Origin of the sequence: Streptococcus sanguinis, assembly GCF_900475275.1 — a bacterium.
In the GTDB taxonomy this organism is placed as follows: Bacteria; Bacillota; Bacilli; order Lactobacillales; family Streptococcaceae; genus Streptococcus; species Streptococcus sanguinis_N.
Genome location: NZ_LS483364.1, coordinates 1,856,521 through 1,871,825 on the forward strand (window position 1 = coordinate 1,856,521; position 15,305 = coordinate 1,871,825).

19 protein-coding genes are annotated in these 15,305 nt (G+C 48.2%); all 19 read right to left on the minus strand.

Annotated elements, in window-relative coordinates; genetic code table 11:
- Window positions 1–3: 3 nt before the first annotated feature.
- The 19 genes from DQM55_RS09270 to DQM55_RS09360 all read right to left on the minus strand — a co-directional run bounded on the left by DQM55_RS09270 (window position 4) and on the right by DQM55_RS09360 (window position 15,298).
- Window positions 4–435 (minus strand): precorrin-2 dehydrogenase/sirohydrochlorin ferrochelatase family protein, encoded by a 432-nt coding sequence (locus DQM55_RS09270; protein WP_002896443.1) that lies wholly within the window; start codon window positions 433–435, stop codon window positions 4–6.
- 11 nt (window positions 436–446) lie between these two features.
- Window positions 447–1,022 (minus strand): cob(I)yrinic acid a,c-diamide adenosyltransferase, encoded by a 576-nt coding sequence (locus tag DQM55_RS09275; protein ID WP_111676385.1) that lies wholly within the window; start codon window positions 1,020–1,022, stop codon window positions 447–449.
- Window positions 1,019–2,518: a cobyric acid synthase gene (locus DQM55_RS09280; protein WP_111676387.1), complete on the minus strand. Its 1,500-nt coding sequence runs from the start codon at window positions 2,516–2,518 to the stop codon at window positions 1,019–1,021. Before DQM55_RS09280 ends, DQM55_RS09275 begins: the two co-directional genes overlap by 4 nt.
- Window positions 2,503–3,318 carry an energy-coupling factor ABC transporter ATP-binding protein gene (locus DQM55_RS09285; RefSeq protein ID WP_002896446.1) on the minus strand — a complete coding sequence of 272 codons (816 nt, stop codon included), beginning with the start codon at window positions 3,316–3,318 and terminating at the stop codon, window positions 2,503–2,505. Before DQM55_RS09285 ends, DQM55_RS09280 begins: the two co-directional genes overlap by 16 nt.
- Before the next feature lie 62 nt (window positions 3,319–3,380).
- Entirely contained in the window at window positions 3,381–4,055 is a 675-nt protein-coding gene (locus DQM55_RS09290; RefSeq protein WP_002932250.1) for a CbiQ family ECF transporter T component, read from the minus strand.
- A gap of 117 nt (window positions 4,056–4,172) precedes the next feature.
- Entirely contained in the window at window positions 4,173–4,478 is a 306-nt protein-coding gene (locus tag DQM55_RS09295) for an energy-coupling factor ABC transporter substrate-binding protein (protein ID WP_002896451.1), read from the minus strand.
- Complete coding sequence (locus tag DQM55_RS09300) at window positions 4,475–5,209, minus strand: energy-coupling factor ABC transporter permease (RefSeq protein WP_172454760.1); 735 nt, start codon at window positions 5,207–5,209, stop codon at window positions 4,475–4,477. Before DQM55_RS09300 ends, DQM55_RS09295 begins: the two co-directional genes overlap by 4 nt.
- Window positions 5,210–5,278: 69 nt before the next feature.
- Window positions 5,279–5,980 (minus strand): cobalt-factor II C(20)-methyltransferase, encoded by a 702-nt coding sequence (locus DQM55_RS09305; protein WP_111676391.1) that lies wholly within the window; start codon window positions 5,978–5,980, stop codon window positions 5,279–5,281.
- A gap of 9 nt (window positions 5,981–5,989) precedes the next feature.
- Window positions 5,990–6,757, minus strand: a complete 768-nt coding sequence (locus DQM55_RS09310; protein ID WP_111676393.1) for a sirohydrochlorin cobaltochelatase — start codon at window positions 6,755–6,757, stop codon at window positions 5,990–5,992.
- A gap of 13 nt (window positions 6,758–6,770) precedes the next feature.
- A complete protein-coding gene (gene cobA, locus DQM55_RS09315; protein ID WP_111676395.1) occupies window positions 6,771–8,210 on the minus strand; it encodes a uroporphyrinogen-III C-methyltransferase in 1,440 nt (479 codons plus the stop codon).
- Between the two features lie 18 nt (window positions 8,211–8,228).
- Window positions 8,229–8,978: a precorrin-6A reductase gene (cobK, locus tag DQM55_RS09320; RefSeq protein ID WP_111676397.1), complete on the minus strand. Its 750-nt coding sequence runs from the start codon at window positions 8,976–8,978 to the stop codon at window positions 8,229–8,231.
- Window positions 8,975–9,700 (minus strand): precorrin-3B C(17)-methyltransferase, encoded by a 726-nt coding sequence (cobJ, locus tag DQM55_RS09325; RefSeq protein ID WP_111676399.1) that lies wholly within the window; start codon window positions 9,698–9,700, stop codon window positions 8,975–8,977. The genes cobK and cobJ overlap by 4 nt, the downstream gene beginning before the upstream one ends.
- Before the next feature lie 79 nt (window positions 9,701–9,779).
- On the minus strand, window positions 9,780–10,841 hold the full coding sequence (gene cbiG / locus DQM55_RS09330; protein WP_172454761.1) for a cobalt-precorrin 5A hydrolase: 1,062 nt from the start codon (window positions 10,839–10,841) through the stop codon (window positions 9,780–9,782).
- The gene (locus tag DQM55_RS09335) at window positions 10,831–11,604 is read right to left on the minus strand and encodes a cobalt-precorrin-4 methyltransferase (protein WP_002896463.1); all 774 of its coding nucleotides are present in this window, start codon (window positions 11,602–11,604) and stop codon (window positions 10,831–10,833) included. The genes cbiG and DQM55_RS09335 overlap by 11 nt, the downstream gene beginning before the upstream one ends.
- Window positions 11,604–12,173: a decarboxylating cobalt-precorrin-6B (C(15))-methyltransferase gene (locus DQM55_RS09340; RefSeq protein WP_002896464.1), complete on the minus strand. Its 570-nt coding sequence runs from the start codon at window positions 12,171–12,173 to the stop codon at window positions 11,604–11,606. Before DQM55_RS09340 ends, DQM55_RS09335 begins: the two co-directional genes overlap by 1 nt.
- A complete protein-coding gene (locus DQM55_RS09345) occupies window positions 12,145–12,777 on the minus strand; it encodes a cobalt-precorrin-7 (C(5))-methyltransferase (protein WP_002896465.1) in 633 nt (210 codons plus the stop codon). The genes DQM55_RS09340 and DQM55_RS09345 overlap by 29 nt, the downstream gene beginning before the upstream one ends.
- The gene (cbiD, locus tag DQM55_RS09350) at window positions 12,768–13,895 is read right to left on the minus strand and encodes a cobalt-precorrin-5B (C(1))-methyltransferase CbiD (protein ID WP_061595246.1); all 1,128 of its coding nucleotides are present in this window, start codon (window positions 13,893–13,895) and stop codon (window positions 12,768–12,770) included. The genes DQM55_RS09345 and cbiD overlap by 10 nt, the downstream gene beginning before the upstream one ends.
- On the minus strand, window positions 13,895–14,599 hold the full coding sequence (locus DQM55_RS09355; protein WP_111676403.1) for a cobalt-precorrin-8 methylmutase: 705 nt from the start codon (window positions 14,597–14,599) through the stop codon (window positions 13,895–13,897). Before DQM55_RS09355 ends, cbiD begins: the two co-directional genes overlap by 1 nt.
- A complete protein-coding gene (locus DQM55_RS09360) occupies window positions 14,600–15,298 on the minus strand; it encodes a cobalt-precorrin-8 methylmutase (protein WP_002901147.1) in 699 nt (232 codons plus the stop codon).
- Window positions 15,299–15,305: the final 7 nt, after the last annotated feature.

Consider the following 15,305-nt stretch of genomic DNA (forward strand, 5'->3'; position numbering starts at 1 on the left):
CTTTTAAAGTTGGTCTAAAATTGCTTCTATCTTCTTGCGAATCTCCTTGGAGCGACTAGGCGAGAGACCGTTGGTCGAGATCATGACAGACACATCCTTCTTTCGCGCAATGGCTACATTGTAGAAGTCAGAAAAGGTCTTGTCGCCCGTATTGTTTACCAGCTGACTGGGTGCAGCATCCTCCATAATCTGACGGTTAACTTCCGCCTGATCTGTACAGGCAAAGACTAGCTTTGCGCCTTCCAAATCGCCTGTCTGGTAGGGTCTAGCTAGCCACTGGATCTCCGCCTGTGGAATATCAGCATGCAGAGTCGGACTGACTACTGTCACAGCAGCTTGCTCAGCCAGCAGGGTCTTAATCTTCCGCGCTGCGACCTTGCCGCCTCCCACTACCACGACTTTCTTCTCTCTGATATTAATCATGACTGGATACATGCTAGCTTCTCCTATTTCTTTTCCCGAAAGATTTTTGCGCTGCGTTTGTAGACCGTATCTGGCTCCTCGAGCCGGTCATTGACCAATCGAGCCAGTACAAAAAAGTAATCCGACAGACGGTTGATATAGATCAAGCCGATCTCATTGACCGCTTCATCTGCCTCTATAACAGCTACCATACGCCGCTCCAGACGTCTGGTCATGGTGCGGGCCACATGCAGGAGACTGGCAATCCGATGGCCGCCCGGAATGATAAAGCGGTCGATTTTCGGAGGGATATGCATATACTCATCCATCCGCTCCTCCAGCCAGCTGACATTGGCTGGTTCTTGCTTGTAGGGGCGTAACTCCCGCGGCGTAGCCAAGTCGCTGCCGCAGTCAAATAGATGCTGCTGGATTTCCTCGCATTCCAGACGTAGGTCATCCAAGATAGGATAGTCGCGCATCTCAGATACGACATAGCCTAGATGAGAGCATAGCTCATCCATCGTTCCATAAGCTTCGACTCGAATATGGGTCTTGGATACTCGATCCCCACCGTAGAGCCGAGTAAACCCTTTGTCTCCGTATTTCGTATAAATTCTCATTTTTCTTCTCTGTTTATGATTTGATAAATCTGCTCCATGTCCAAAGACTGGCGCAGGACGTCTGCTAACTTATCATACTCTCTGTCTTTAAAGTCTTTGATACTGACAAGCTGGTCCTCTAGCGGTTCTAAGCCCTTAGCCAGACGAAGTTCATTCAGGTACTGACGAGTCCATTCTAGATTGTCAAAGACCCCATGAAGGTAAGTTCCTTGCACCTGCCCGCCATAAGCCACAGCTCCATCTGGACGCTCGGTTGCCTCACCATTTTGCTCCTTGATGATGGAAAATGGCTCCAGACGATCCGCCAGCTGGGTTTCCCCCATGTGAATCTCGTAGCCCTCTAGTTCTTGTCCCTCATGCAGGGCTCTGACCTGAGTCGTCCGCTTGACCGGCTGAAGCACCGTCTCGGTCTCTAAAATACCCAGCCCGCTAATCTCTTCTAAGTCAGACTCTAGGTGCAGCGGATCGCTAATCTTCTGTCCCAGCAGCTGATAGCCGCCACAGATACCAAAGATTCGCACGCCCTGCTCTAGACACTCGAGAATCTCAGCTTCAAGACCAGACTCTCTCAGATAGTTCATGTCTTCGATGGTGTTTTTGCTGCCCGGCAGAATCAAGAGGTCCGGTCGACCAATCGCATCACCAGGCTGGACATAGCGGACAGAAACATCCGGCTGGATTTCCAGACTGTGAAAATCCGTAAAGTTGGACAGGCGCTTGAGGCTGACAACTGCGATATCCAGACTCTTTCTGCTATCAAAGCGCCGACTTTTCTGTACCAATGCCACACTGTCTTCGCTGTCAATATCCAGCTGGGCATAAGGCACGACTCCGATAACCGGCACCTGGGTCAGCTCCTCAATCATATCAATACCGGACTGCAGCAGGGCCACATCGCCACGGAATTTATTGATAATAACACCCTTGATCCGCTTGCGGTCCTCAGGCGGCATGAGCTCAATCGTTCCATAGATAGAGGCAAAGACGCCGCCCTTATCAATATCCGCCACTAAAATCACTGGCGCATCAACTAACTTGGCCATGCCCATATTGACAATGTCTCGGTCATTGAGATTGATTTCAGCTGGACTGCCCGCACCCTCAATGACGATGATATCATTCTCAGCGCCTAGCTCCTCATAGACTTCCTTAATCTTAGGCAGGAGCTGCTGCTTGTATTCATGGTATTCGACAGCATCCATATCCCGCAGTACCCGGCCTAGAAAAACAACCTGGGACTTGCGGTCAGAGGTGGGCTTGAGCAGGACTGGATTCATGCGGACATCCGGCTCTTTGCCAGCTGCCTCAGCCTGAACGACCTGAGCCCGGCCCATTTCATCTCCTTTTTTGGTGATAAAGGAATTAAGCGCCATATTCTGCGACTTAAAAGGCACCACTTCTAGGCCATCCTGCTTGAAAATCCGGCAGAGCCCTGCCGCAATAATGCTCTTCCCAGCATCTGAGGCAGTTCCCTGTACCATCAATGATTTGACCATTTTACATTTCCTCCTAGCTGCTCAAAGAAAGCAGCTTCATTTTCTGCCAGTGGCGTCTGGATAGTCTGATGAAGCTTGACAATCCAAGGCACAGCCAAGCCTGCCTCTACTAGCAGATTTCCCTGCTGGAAGAAATCAAACTTGCTGCCCTCCGCAATCAAATGCCCCTTCTGCAGCAGGTAGGCATAGTCACAGCAGTCATACATCAGATCCATGTCATGGCTGGATACGATGATGTTGGTCCCAGCCTGGACCAGCTTTTTCATGGTCGCTGCCATCTGGTCCCGCCCTTTGGGATCCAATCCTGCCGTAGGCTCATCAAGCAGCAGATACTTGGGCTGCAGGGCCAGCATGCCAGCAATAGCCACCCGCTTTTTCTGGCCATAGCTCAGATACTGCAGCGGTCTGTCCTGCAGATGAGAAATGTCCATCATCTCTAAAGCCGTCGCCACTCTGCTGGTTATCTCGTCTTCTTCATAGCCTAAGTTTTCCAAGGCCATGCCAATATCGTCCTTCACAATGGTATAAAAGAGCTGCTGCTCTGGATTCTGAAAGACCATATTGACATGCTGCCGATACTGGAACAAGGCCTTCTTAGAGTCGCCTACAGGCTGACCATCATATAAAACACTGCCCTTCTGCGGTTGGAGCAGTCGGGTGATGATTTTCATGATGGTAGACTTACCTGAACCGTTGACTCCCAGAATGCCAGTAATCCGGCCCTCTTCGAAGTCCATAGAAATATCGTGCAGCGTTGGATTTTCGTCATACGAAAAAGAAATATTCTTTACTTGTAACATCTATGTTTCCTATCTACTTTCCATTATAGTATAAAAGCAGTCTTATTGTAAATGCGCTTTCATTATTCACTGTGCTCTGCATCAAATCTTAGCGTCAGTACTTCATTTAAATGCTGATTATCATCTAGCAATTTAACAAAAAGAGTATTGGCTAATCTGCCCCAAGCTTGGTGTTGCTTCCTTTTATTGTAAAAGGAGAATTTCAAGTCCAAGGTATCCCGAATGGTCACAAACTCATAGAAGACCAGGAAAATAAAGCGATACATGAGGACAATCAAGTCTAGCAGTACCCGTGGCACATGCATGGCTTTAAAAAGCCGCAGCATCTGAGCAAAAGGCACCGTCAGGACAAAGAAATAAGTCGAAACCAAAGATGAATAGATGCGCAAGAGGATAAAAATGGTCTGCTGAACAGAAGATTGGCTGATGCCCAGATAGCCCTGACCTAAAGGCAAGGCCAGCAAGAGCTGCTCCTGACTGTTCTGATAGGTCAAGACAAAGGTCAAGAGACTAATCAGGATAAAGATACTGGCATGCAGATACCACTTCAGATAGCGCAGCCACGGAAGCCGAGCCACATAGCAAGTCAGAGGCGCCACCAAGACGATAAGTCCTAGCTGCAGACTCCTGACACCAGAAAAGCTGGCAGCTAACAAGAGCAGATAGATGACAAATTTATAAGCAACCGGCAGATTTTTCAGCCGATTTTGATAGGCATATTTATCAATCGCAAACAAGTGGAGGTACTCCTTTCTAGCTTTGTTTTTACCATGCCCCCAGTACAGAGCAGCTCCGGTCCCAAACAAGCTGAATCGCTATCAAGAACCAGAGCTCTCTCATACTGTTGAAGGCTTTTATTTATGTTCAGAGTTTTCCTTTTGTTGGCCTTGCTTTTTCCCTTTGTGGTAGCCAATGACATAGAAGATGATACCCGCTCCGATACTGCCTTGCAGGGTGAAGAGCAGACTTTCTACTTCCGGACCTGCTGGCTCAAAGATTGGTGAAAACCAAGGCTCATAGTCCTTTTGGATAGAGCTAATGGTTTTTTCAGCAGCGTCATCTGTTCCACTGTATTCCACACCCTTAGGTGCAAAGATAAAGGCAGCTAGAGTGACTGCTACTGCAGCCAAGATTAAAATGATATTCTTGTATTTTTTCATTTGAACAGACCTGCTCTTTCTTTGACATTTTCTGAGATTAAGTTATAGAGGACAACTGTCAGCAATCCTTCTACGATAGCGATTGGGATTTGAGTAGTCAAGAAGACACCCATGAATTTCAGTGCAGAACCAACAAAGCCACTGTTAGCATCAGGGAAGACCAAACCGAGCTGGATAGAAGTTGTCGCATAAGTCGCCAAGTCCGCAATCACAGCACAGATAAAGATTGAAACCGGTGTAGAAAGCTTGATAGATTTAGCAAACTTGTAGACGAAATAACCAACAAATGGACCAACCACTGCCATTGAGAATGCATTGGCACCCAAAGTTGTCAAGCCGCCGTGAGCCAAGAGAAGGGCTTGGAAGAGCAAGCAGATGGTTCCCAAAACGCTGATAACGGACGGGCCAAACATAGCTGTCCCCAGACCAACCCCAGTCGGATGCGAACTAGATCCTGTAACAGACGGAATCTTCAAAGAAGACAGGATGAAGATAAAGGCACCGGACAAGGCCAACATAGTCTTGGAATTTGGATCCTCTGCAACGATTTTCTTGATGCGCATCAATCCTACTATAAAGAAAGGCAGGAATACGGCGAACCAGAAGATACACCAAAAGAGTGGAAGATAGCCTTCCATGATATGCATAGCTGACACAGACTGGGTACTCAGTACCGCCAAAATAGCCAGCAAGGCAACAAAAGTTACTTTTTTATTTTTTAATAGTTTCATGTTTTTTTCCTTTTCTAAGAGCCTGAGCTCACAAGAATGAATCTTCATCCTTGAACATAGACTCTGATTTTAAAAAATCTTCTTTTTCACGAGGAAGGTAGTAAAATAAGGCAGCTTGGTTTCTGGTGTGATTCCATCGAGACCCAGCAGAGTCTGCTGCTTATCTGTCGAAGAATTGCTAACCATGAAAGTCTGCTGCAAGAGACCGAGCTTTTCGAGCAGAGGCAGGACAGTATCTAGGTGATTGGCCACCTTCATCAGCACAATCGAGTCATGCAACTCAAGTGCCGCCTCAATCTTCTCAGCTGAAGCCGTAGCTGGCATGACCGCCAGAGACTCCTCATCCATAGTCAAGGGCTGACCTAACTCAGAAGCCATGCTGCAGAAAGAGGTGATCCCAGGGATGGTCTGACAGTCGATTTCCTTTTCCAGCAGGGCTAGCAGATAGCTGTAAGTGCTGTAGACCATGGGATCTCCCAGTGTGATAAAGCCTACATTCTTGCCAGACTTGACATCCTCTGCGATTTCAGCAGAGATGGCCTGCCACTGGACTTCTTTGGTCGAATTGGAACGGACCATAGGGAAATGCCGCTGCTTGATTTCCAGATGCTCTTTCAGATAGGGTTCTGCAATGCCTAATGCAAAGCTCTTGCTCCCCTTCTTAGCCTCTGGTGTATAGAGAATATCTAAGTCTTCCAAAAGCCGACTGGCCTTGATAGTGACTAGCTCGCTATCACCTGGTCCCACACCAATTCCGTAAAATTTCGCCATTCCTTCCTCCTATTCGATGATTTCTTCTAAATGCTGGATGTAGAGCTGCTGAACCTCAGGGTATTCACCCAGACCAACTAGATGGGCCTTGACCTCATATCCCCGCTCCTTGAAGAAGTGATACCAAGAACCTTCCTCATCTGAGCTCATATCATTGGTCGCATGGTCACCCGCTACCAGCATGAAAGGTGCCAGATGCACTTCTCGGACGCCCTCTTTCTTCAGTTCCTGCTCAATCAGCTCAACTGGAGGATAGCTCTCTACACAGCCGACATAGACTGAGCTTCCCTTCAGCATATGATCCAAGGCCGCATAAGCTGTAAAAGCATAATGCTGGCTGCCGTGGCCCATCAGAACTGTTGCTGCATCCTGACCCTCATGGCCATACCGTTCCAGCAGAATATCCTTGACAGCCTCATAGTCTTCTTGACTGTTGAGTAGAGGCTTGGCAACGACCAGTTTTTTAAAAGCTGATTCAAACTCTTTGACTTGGGTGAGAATCTTTTCATACTCGCTGCCCAAAATGACATGGAGAGGCTGGATATAGACCTCTTCAGTTCCCGCTTTCAAGAGCTGCTCCAAAACCTCTTTGACCGTAGGGATATCCAGCCCTTCTTGCTTCTTAATCCGCCGTCTAACGACATTGGATGTAAAAGCTCGGTGGACCGGATAGGCTGGAAAATGTTCCTGAATAGCCTGCTCACAAGCCTCAATTGTTTTGCGTCTGGTCTCGGGATAGGTCGTTCCGAAACTGACTACTACTATAGCTTTACTCATGACCCGTATCCTTTCAGAGAATTTCCCGACATTTATCGATGATGGAAGCGATAGTCGCTTCATCTGTCTCAACAATCTTGCTAAAGCCTGCTTCCTCTAAAACAGCCCGCGTGCTGGCACCCATGACAACGATTGGAACATCCTTCCAGTCATATCCAGCTTCTTGACTGGCTGCCACAAAGTTCATGGCCGCAGCAGAGTTCGGAAGACAAACAACTTCAATCTCGGACCAATTGTCACTGCTAATCTGACTGTCAAAGGCCAGCCTGTGGCTAGCAATAATCGGCAACGAATAGAGTTCTGCCAGACTGGCTTTCTTATGTTCAGCAGTCAGAATATACCAGTTGCCGCCTTCTTTTTCAAGAGCAGCTGCAAAATCCGCATCCGACTGCTGTGGCGTCATCCGATCCAGCACAATACCGCTCGCTTCGATAGACTTAGCCGTATGATGACCAATAGCTGCAAAGCGGATGTGCGGCAGACTGCGCAAGTCTTTGCCTGCCTTGCGGAGGGCTTTCAAGAAGAGAGGCCAGCTCTGCATGTCTGCAAAGAGGAGACCGTCTACTTGCTCCAAGTCCGGCAGCTGCAATTCTAGCTCTTCAACCAAATCTCGAGCAGGGAAAGTAGTCAGCGCAGCCCCAGCATCCTTGAGCAAGCGAGGAAGTCTGCCAGTCTCTGACTGCTGGATGAAGATTTTACGGCCGAAAAGCGGCAGATTCTCATGGAAATTCAGCAGCTGTCTATAGGTCACGACATCACCTACCACGATGACACTCGGTGCCTTAAAGTCCTCAGCTTCTGCTAGTTCTACTATATTGCCCAAGGTTCCGTCAACTGAGCGCTGCTGAGGATGGGTTCCCCATTCAACGATGGCGGCTGGCTTGTCCTTGCCATAGCCTCTAGCCGTTAGCTCTTGGACGATGGAAGGCAGATTTTTCATGCCCATGAGGAAGACCAAGGTTCCTTTGAGCTCAGAAATGGCTCCCCAGTTGAGCATTTCTGTCTCATCCTTGAGATGGGCAGTAAAGACATGGAAGCTAGTCGCTACATCCCGATAAGTCATAGGAATCCCTGCATAGGTCAGACCAGCCACAGCAGAGGTGATGCCTGGCACCACTTCAAAGTCCACACCGGCTTCCACCAGCTTGACTCCTTCTTCTCCGCCTCGGCCAAAGATATAGGGATCACCGCTCTTGAGGCGGACTACTCGTTTACCTTGACGGGCTTTTTCGATAAGAATCTTTTCAATCTCTTCCTGTCGGATGCAGGGCTGGCCAGGCTTTTTGCCGACATCTATCTTTTCGCAGTCAGACTTTAGATGCTGAAAGAGCTCTTGATTGACCAAGCGGTCAAAGACCAAGACATCTGCTTCTTGAAGCCGTCTCTTGCCTTTGAGGGTCAACAACTCCGCATCGCCTGGACCTGCTCCCAGTAATGTTACTAAACCGGACATTTTTTCTCCTTTTATTAGCTATTTTGTCAGATAAGCCTCTAGCTCTTCTAAGCTAGAAACCATCTGCGGATAGGCCACAATTGGCCGAGAGATGATAATGCAGTCCATCCCCAGCTCTTGACAGCCATCAATCTTTTCACGAATACCACCGACCGTACCGCTCTCCTTGGAAACAAAGACATCTGCTCCAGAGCGCAGCAAGAGCTCTTTATTGCACTCTTTGGAAAATGGAGCCTTAATCGCATCAATCTGATCCGCTACCAGTCCTAGCTGCTCACAAGCCAGAAGCACCTCTGAAGTCGGCAGAACGCGAACGACAATCCGCTGCTCTGGCAGACCCTTGACAAAGAGCGGCAGGGTCTTGCTGCCTGTTCCCAGATAGACTGTCTTGTAGCCGCGCTTGGCAATCTCATCAATCGCTTCTTGGGTCGAATGCACCACGATGGCTCCGCTCAAATCCAAGGTAGCCTGACGCTCAAAGCGCAGGTAAGATACACCAGCCATCTCTGCCGCCCGAATGGCTTCCTTGGAAACAATATCCGCAAAAGGATGAGTTGCATCAATGATTTCATCCACATCATTCTCTTTGATAAAGGCAACCATATCCTCGGCTGTCAGCCGGCCTTGAATGACCGGCTGGCCGAATTTGGAAGCCAAGTGCCGACCATAGTCTGTGACAACAGAGCTTGTTACATCAATCTTCATGCGGTCAAGCACTTCTAAAATAGCGGTGCTGTCGGATGTCCCTCCCAGCAGTAATTTCATCATAAAGTATATCCTCGAGGTGTAATCATGCGTCCGTTTTTAACATAAGTTTCTTTGTTTCCAACGATAACGATTGTCGTCATATCTACCAAAGTTTCATCTAAGTCTTTGATAGTCGTCAAGATGATTTCCTCATCCTTACGGCCAATGTCCTTACCGATACCGACAATAGTATCCTCTGACTTGTACTCAGACATGATAGAAAGTGCTTTTGCCAAATGGTCTGGACGTCCCTTACTCCGAGGGTTATAGAGACAGACAACAAAGTCACCTTGAGCTGCGGCATGTAGACGCTTCTCAATCATTTCCCAAGGCGTCATCAAGTCACTCAGACTGATATGACAGAAGTCATTCATAAGAGGAGCACCCATAACTGCAGCAGCACCCAGACTAGCTGTGATACCTGGAACCACTTTAACTTCTACATCACTGGCATCTCCCAGCAATTCTAAAATCAAGCCAGCCATTCCATAGACTCCAGCATCTCCACTGGAAACAACGCCGACATTTTTGCCAGTCTCTATAGCCAAATCAATGGCCTTTTGGCAACGGTCGATTTCCTGGCGCATACCATTCGCTACGAGCTCCTTGTCCTTGACCAAATCAAGAATCAATCGCATATAAGTCGAGTAGCCGACGATAATTTCACAATCGGCTATAGCAGCCAATGCTTCTTGTGACATCAATTCTTTTTTACCTGGGCCTAATCCGATAACGTATAACATATATTTTTTCTCCTTTATGGGTATGATAAAATTTTATAAGGGCAGTTGGTTCATAAGACCGTCTGCTTTTTCTTTTGATTTACTTTTTGGTTATTGCTTTTGCAAGCGCATAGGTACAGCCGTTCTTGGCAAAGCGCTCTGTCAGGACTTGACCCTGACTGGCCAGATCTGCGCTGGCCAAGGCGACACTGCCGACTCCGACTGTCTTTTTGACAAATTCTGACTGAGGATAGCGGTCTGCAACAACAGACAGTTCCTCCTTGCTAAAGGTCTCAAAGGGACAGCCCAATTCCTCGGCCAAGGCCAAAATGGCTGCTTCATCCTTCTTGACATCAATACTGACAATTTTAGAAATCTCGCTGGCAAAAATCCCCTGCTGCTGACAAAATTCCTCAAAGCCTTCTCGGAAGACAGCAGGAGCCACATCTTTCCTAGCACCAACTCCTAAGATATAGGGTTGAGGATAGATGAGAGCCAGATTGTCTCTTTGAATGTCCTTTTTTTCTGTAGTCAGCAGAATCAGCGGGTCTGTTCCCTTGAGAACAGCCGCAAGTTCTTCCTCATCCACCAGAGTCAGACCGCGAAGATCGGTAACCCAATCCTTTTCCTGATAGAAATAGACTGTTCGGCCGCTGCCTAGATAGCTGTTGAAAGGTTTGATGAACTCTCTCAATTCCGGTCGCCAGCCATTGACTGATTGGGCCAGATTGTCCAGAGCTGTTACATTCTGCACATCTGTCGCTGTCGTGATAACAGGATTGGAACCGAGCAATTCTGCGATGTCTAGCGTCACTTGATTGGCTCCGCCTAGATGTCCGCTCAGCAGGCTGATGACATTGGTCGCTTTCTCATCCATGACTACCACAGCTGGGTCAGTCGCCTTGTCTTTCAAGACCGGAGCAATAGCTCGCACAACTGCACCGATAGCCATGATACAAATGAGAACATCCACTTCCTGAAAGAGCTGACCAAGTGCCTCAATCACACGTCCTTCGATGGCAATGACCCTGTCATCTGCCAATCGAGGTGTCGTATAGATAGGGATTTCCTTGCCCAGCTTTTCTCGCAGAGTCAGAGCCAAGTCCTTGCCGACCGCTGTCACTGTTGCGATTGCGTAGCGAGGTTGAGAATTACTTGGCATGGCTGCTCTTCCCCCGTCTAAACTCATGCTGAAAATCCGCATGGTAGAGCTTGGAATAGTAGAATTCCTGACCTAAAAAGTCACCGACCAAAATCAAAGCTGTTTTTCTAATCTTAGCTTCCTTGACCTTCTCAGCAATGTTTGTCAAATCGCCAAAGACCTTCTTTTCATCCGGCCAAGTAGCCTTGTAAATAACAGCCACAGGCGTTTCTGGAGGATAGCCACCCTCGATCAGCTCACTGACAACCTTTTCGATGCCTTGAACCGACAAGAAGATAGCCATAGAAGTCCGGTGCTGAGCATAGCTTTTCAGGGATTCCCGATCTGGCACAGGCGTCCGGCCGGCCATCCGAGTGATGATGAGGCTTTGAGAAACCTCTGGCACGGTATACTCTGCCCCGATACTGGAAGCAGCTCCCAGAAAAGAACTGACGCCCGGAGTACAGTCAAACTCTATGTCGCGCTTCTTCATCTCTTCGATCTGCTCTCGAATGGAGCCATAAATGGAGAAATCTCCCGTCTGCAGGCGGACCACATCTTTACCAGCCTTGACTCCAGCCTCCATGACATCGATGATTTCCATCAAGTGCATGCTGGCACTGTCGTGAATCTCAGCTCCTTCTTTACAGTAGTTCAGCAGGTCTGGATTGACCAAGGAGCCTGCGTAAATGACCACATCAGCCTCAGACAGCTGCTTGTAACCTTTTAGCGTAATCAGCTCCACATCACCTGGGCCTGCTCCAACAAAATGTACTTTGGACATCAATTAGCCTCTCTTTCTTTTTTCTTGCAGGAAACGATAATAGTAGGATTCTGAGGCTTGAAGTAGTGCCCCTTGCCTATAGCTGTCCAGCGGCTAGCCTGAACCGAGACAATCTCTAGATCCTCCCAGTCCATCTGCTCCGCTATTTGAGCTGCTTCTAGAGCATTCTCCAGCAGGATAAAGTTCAAGACCAACCGACCGCCCGGCTCCATGAGCTGGGCACACCAGTCGAAAATCTCCTGCATGTTGCCCCCTGTCCCTCCGACAAAAATGGCATCAAAGCTGCCTTCCAGCTCAATCGGAGCCAGTCCTTGATGGAGACGGACATTGTGGCAGCCAAAGTGCTGGATATTCTCCTGCGTCAAGGCCACCGCGTCTTCATTGCGCTCCACCGCCACCACTTCCAGTTCTGGATAGGTTCGGGCTGCCTGAATCGTGACACTGCCAGTGCCAGAACCGACATCCAGCATACGCTTGGCTCGATGCAGCTCCAACTTATCCAAACTGATGGCTCTGACTTCTTCCTTAGTCATAGGGACTTTAGCCCTGATAAATTCCGAATCCCTCATCTAACACCACCACTACATTCATTTCATATTCTCTGTCTTCTACCTCACTCGCAGGCAGAATGGTAATACGCTCGTCTTCATAACTCAGCTGCTCACCGATGACCAACACCTTATCTAAGCCTCTTTTAACAGCCTCTTGAGCAATCTCGTAGGGGCCAACTTTCTGATCGGTCACCATAAAGACTTTTGACAGACTCATAATCAAGTCAAAGTTAGGCACCTTAGCATGACTGCTCGTCAGATAAGCATCGTTCATAGGCAGGGCAATTCTGCTGGCCAAATACTGCATGGCGCTGATACCCGGTGAGATCACCACGCGCCCCTTGAACTTCTCTGACAGCCATTTGCCCAAGCCGTAAATCAGCGGGTCGCCTGAGGCCAGATATAGAATTTCTTCATCCTCACCAAAGCTTTCCAGCAATTCTGCCAGCGCAGCTAATTTTTTGGGAGGGACCAAGCCTTTGTCCCTATAAGCTGGCGGTAAAATTTCCAGATGCCGCTCGCTGCCCAAAATGCGGTCAGCCTTCTCAAAATAGGCTTCCTGTCCCAGAAGACCATAGCTCGGATCTCCCGGACCAATTCCGATAACATAAATCATGTCCATTCCTCCTTTATCTGCTCTAAAGGCTGAGTTGATGCCAGATAGCCTTCCTCAGTCCCAAAGACGACCACTTCAATGCTGACTTCTGGCTTACGATAGCGGAGCAGACGCTCACTTCTAGCCTTGATCTTATCCGCCAAGACCTGATAGACACCCTCATAAGAAAATTCTTTAATGGCTGTTCCAGCTGCCTCGGTCGTCAAACACTTATCAACCTTTTCCAACAGCTCAATAGGCGCCCCCATCAGGGCTAGATTAGCCACCAGTGTTTCCATACGGGCATCCGAGTCCTTACTGTGGGTAGAGAAAATCCCAGCCGCCACTTTGACAAACTTGCCCATGTGACCGATCATCAAAACCTTGGTAAAGCCGATGCGCTGGACTTCTTTGAGGACATGGCCGACAAAGTTACTCATATTGACGATGCGCCCAGCTGGAATCCCCACAGTATTAGTAGCAAAATCTTCACCGTAATTTCCCGGTACCAAGACGACTGAGCGATGTCCTTGATTATAGAGCATGGTTAACTCGATCGTGATGGATGCCTTCCAGCTATCCTCGGACATAGGATTGACAATCCCTGTCGTTCCCAAAATTGAAATACCGCCGACAATACCTAGTCTAGAATTGTAGGTCAGCTTGGCCGTTTCTTCTCCTCCGGGAACGGAAATGATAACCCGCGCCCCACAGTTGGGACCGATAATCTCACGGACATGTTGCTCAATCATCCGTCTAGGAGTCGGATTGATGGCTGCCATGCCGACATCGCAGGCCAGTCCCTTCTCGGTCACGCGCCCGACGCCCTGACCACCGTCAATCTCGATTTCCTTCTGATCTGGCAGGAGAGTCACGGTCGAATAAATCAAGAGGCCATGCGTCGCATCCGCATCATCGCCGCCATCTTTTTCAATGGCCGCGGTCGCTTCTTCTGGTCCGAAGGAAGGATTGTGAACATCCATGGTCACTTCCACGCCTGAAGCCGTATGCACAGTGACCTTTTCTTCCCTTTCCTGATTTAAAATCATGCTCAAGGCTGCAACAGTCGCTGCCGTTGCACAAGTACCAGTTGTAAAACCTTTTCTTAATTTCTTTCCATTGACATAAGCGTATTCATCCATCATCAGCCCTCCCCTTTCTCCGGAGCCTGCTTTTTATCTGAAACACTGTAACGCTCATAGTCTGTAGTGCCTAGCTTGAGCTGGTAGAGAATGGCATTGACCACAGCTGCCGCAATGGTACTGCCGCCCTTTTGACCCAGTGCCGCGATAGAAGGCACCGAACTTTCATGCAGTTTGAGCTTGGATTCTGCCGCTCCGACAAAGCCGACCGGAACTCCGACAACCGCATCCGGCTGTAAGCTTCCTTCTTCGACCATATCCAAAACCTTGAAGATAGACGTTGGAGCATTCCCAAAGACAAAAAGTTTTGGACCGTCCACTTTAGCTGCATATTCTACAGCAGCCATGGAGCGAGTAATTCCCTTTTCCTTAGCTTCCTGAAAGACTGCTGGCTCATTGACCAGACAACGGTAGGAAACACCTAGGTCATCCAGCAATTTCTTATTAAAACCACCCAAGACCATGGTCGTATCTGTAAAAATAGTGCCCTTGTTTCGGAGGACGTAGAGGATTTTTTCAATAACCTGATTGGAAAACTTGATATTGTAGAGGTAGTCAAAGTCTGCACTAGTAAAGACAACCCGCTTGAGCACTGCCTCTTCAAAAGGATCCGAAAAATGTATATCTGGATGCTCTTGGTCAATAATTTCCTGAATCTTGCTGAAACTAGCTTCTTCAATCTTGTGCGCTGCTTTTAGATAGGACATCTAGTTCTTTCCTCCTTCTTTACTGGATGGTGTAGAGTAGCGGACATAGTCATCCGTCACCACTTCTCTCAGCTGGTAGATAATAGCATTGATAATGGCTACTACAATCGTACTGCCGCCTTTTCTGCCGAGATTGACAAGGGCAGGAAGACCTGACTGAAGCAGTTCTTCTTTGGATTCTTCGACATTGATAAAGCCGACTGGAACCCCAATCACTGCATCCGCTTCTACCAGTCCCTGCTCTGCCAGCTCAATCAGGTAAGACAGAGCCGTAGGAGCACCACCGAAGGCAAATACTTTAGGCCCTTCAATCTTAGCTGCTATCTCAACAGCCGCCATAGCTCTGGTAATTTGCTTTTCCTTGGCCAGCGCAACTACTTCTTCATCGCTAATCAAACAGCGGTAGCTCACACCCAGCTGGTCAAGCACGCGCTTATTAATCCCATTGAGAGAGATATTGGAGTCCAGCAGAATGGTCCCCTTAGCTCTGATTACCTCTTCAATTTTTTTAAGGACATCGTGCTCAAAGCGCATGGTATAGAGATAATCGAAATCTCCTGTCGTATGAATAGCCCTCTTGATAATGGATTCTTCCATTTCCGAATGGAAGACATAATCAGGATCTTTTTCAGTAATCATAGACTGAATAATTTGAAAGCTCTTTTCCTCAATAGAGGAAGGATTTTGGATATATGTCATAGTATAC

What these genes read in the sequence shown, in the direction of transcription:
- cobA (WP_111676395.1), bottom strand. Translation starts at nt 8,210, where the DNA reads ATGTCCGGTTTAGTAACATTACTGGGAGCAGGTCCAGGCGATGCGGAG.
- cbiG (WP_172454761.1), bottom strand. Translation starts at nt 10,841, where the DNA reads ATGCCAAGTAATTCTCAACCTCGCTACGCAATCGCAACAGTGACAGCG.
- DQM55_RS09345 (WP_002896465.1), bottom strand. Translation starts at nt 12,777, where the DNA reads ATGGACATGATTTATGTTATCGGAATTGGTCCGGGAGATCCGAGCTAT.
- cobJ (WP_111676399.1), bottom strand. Translation starts at nt 9,700, where the DNA reads ATGTTATACGTTATCGGATTAGGCCCAGGTAAAAAAGAATTGATGTCA.
- DQM55_RS09310 (WP_111676393.1), bottom strand. Translation starts at nt 6,757, where the DNA reads ATGAGTAAAGCTATAGTAGTAGTCAGTTTCGGAACGACCTATCCCGAG.
- DQM55_RS09305 (WP_111676391.1), bottom strand. Translation starts at nt 5,980, where the DNA reads ATGGCGAAATTTTACGGAATTGGTGTGGGACCAGGTGATAGCGAGCTA.
- DQM55_RS09295 (WP_002896451.1), bottom strand. Translation starts at nt 4,478, where the DNA reads ATGAAAAAATACAAGAATATCATTTTAATCTTGGCTGCAGTAGCAGTC.
- DQM55_RS09300 (WP_172454760.1), bottom strand. Translation starts at nt 5,209, where the DNA reads ATGAAACTATTAAAAAATAAAAAAGTAACTTTTGTTGCCTTGCTGGCT.
- DQM55_RS09280 (WP_111676387.1), bottom strand. Translation starts at nt 2,518, where the DNA reads ATGGTCAAATCATTGATGGTACAGGGAACTGCCTCAGATGCTGGGAAG.
- cbiD (WP_061595246.1), bottom strand. Translation starts at nt 13,895, where the DNA reads ATGATGGATGAATACGCTTATGTCAATGGAAAGAAATTAAGAAAAGGT.
- DQM55_RS09285 (WP_002896446.1), bottom strand. Translation starts at nt 3,318, where the DNA reads ATGTTACAAGTAAAGAATATTTCTTTTTCGTATGACGAAAATCCAACG.
- cobK (WP_111676397.1), bottom strand. Translation starts at nt 8,978, where the DNA reads ATGATGAAATTACTGCTGGGAGGGACATCCGACAGCACCGCTATTTTA.
- DQM55_RS09355 (WP_111676403.1), bottom strand. Translation starts at nt 14,599, where the DNA reads ATGTCCTATCTAAAAGCAGCGCACAAGATTGAAGAAGCTAGTTTCAGC.
- DQM55_RS09360 (WP_002901147.1), bottom strand. Translation starts at nt 15,298, where the DNA reads ATGACATATATCCAAAATCCTTCCTCTATTGAGGAAAAGAGCTTTCAA.
- DQM55_RS09270 (WP_002896443.1), bottom strand. Translation starts at nt 435, where the DNA reads ATGTATCCAGTCATGATTAATATCAGAGAGAAGAAAGTCGTGGTAGTG.
- DQM55_RS09340 (WP_002896464.1), bottom strand. Translation starts at nt 12,173, where the DNA reads ATGAGGGATTCGGAATTTATCAGGGCTAAAGTCCCTATGACTAAGGAA.
- DQM55_RS09275 (WP_111676385.1), bottom strand. Translation starts at nt 1,022, where the DNA reads ATGAGAATTTATACGAAATACGGAGACAAAGGGTTTACTCGGCTCTAC.
- DQM55_RS09335 (WP_002896463.1), bottom strand. Translation starts at nt 11,604, where the DNA reads ATGTCCAAAGTACATTTTGTTGGAGCAGGCCCAGGTGATGTGGAGCTG.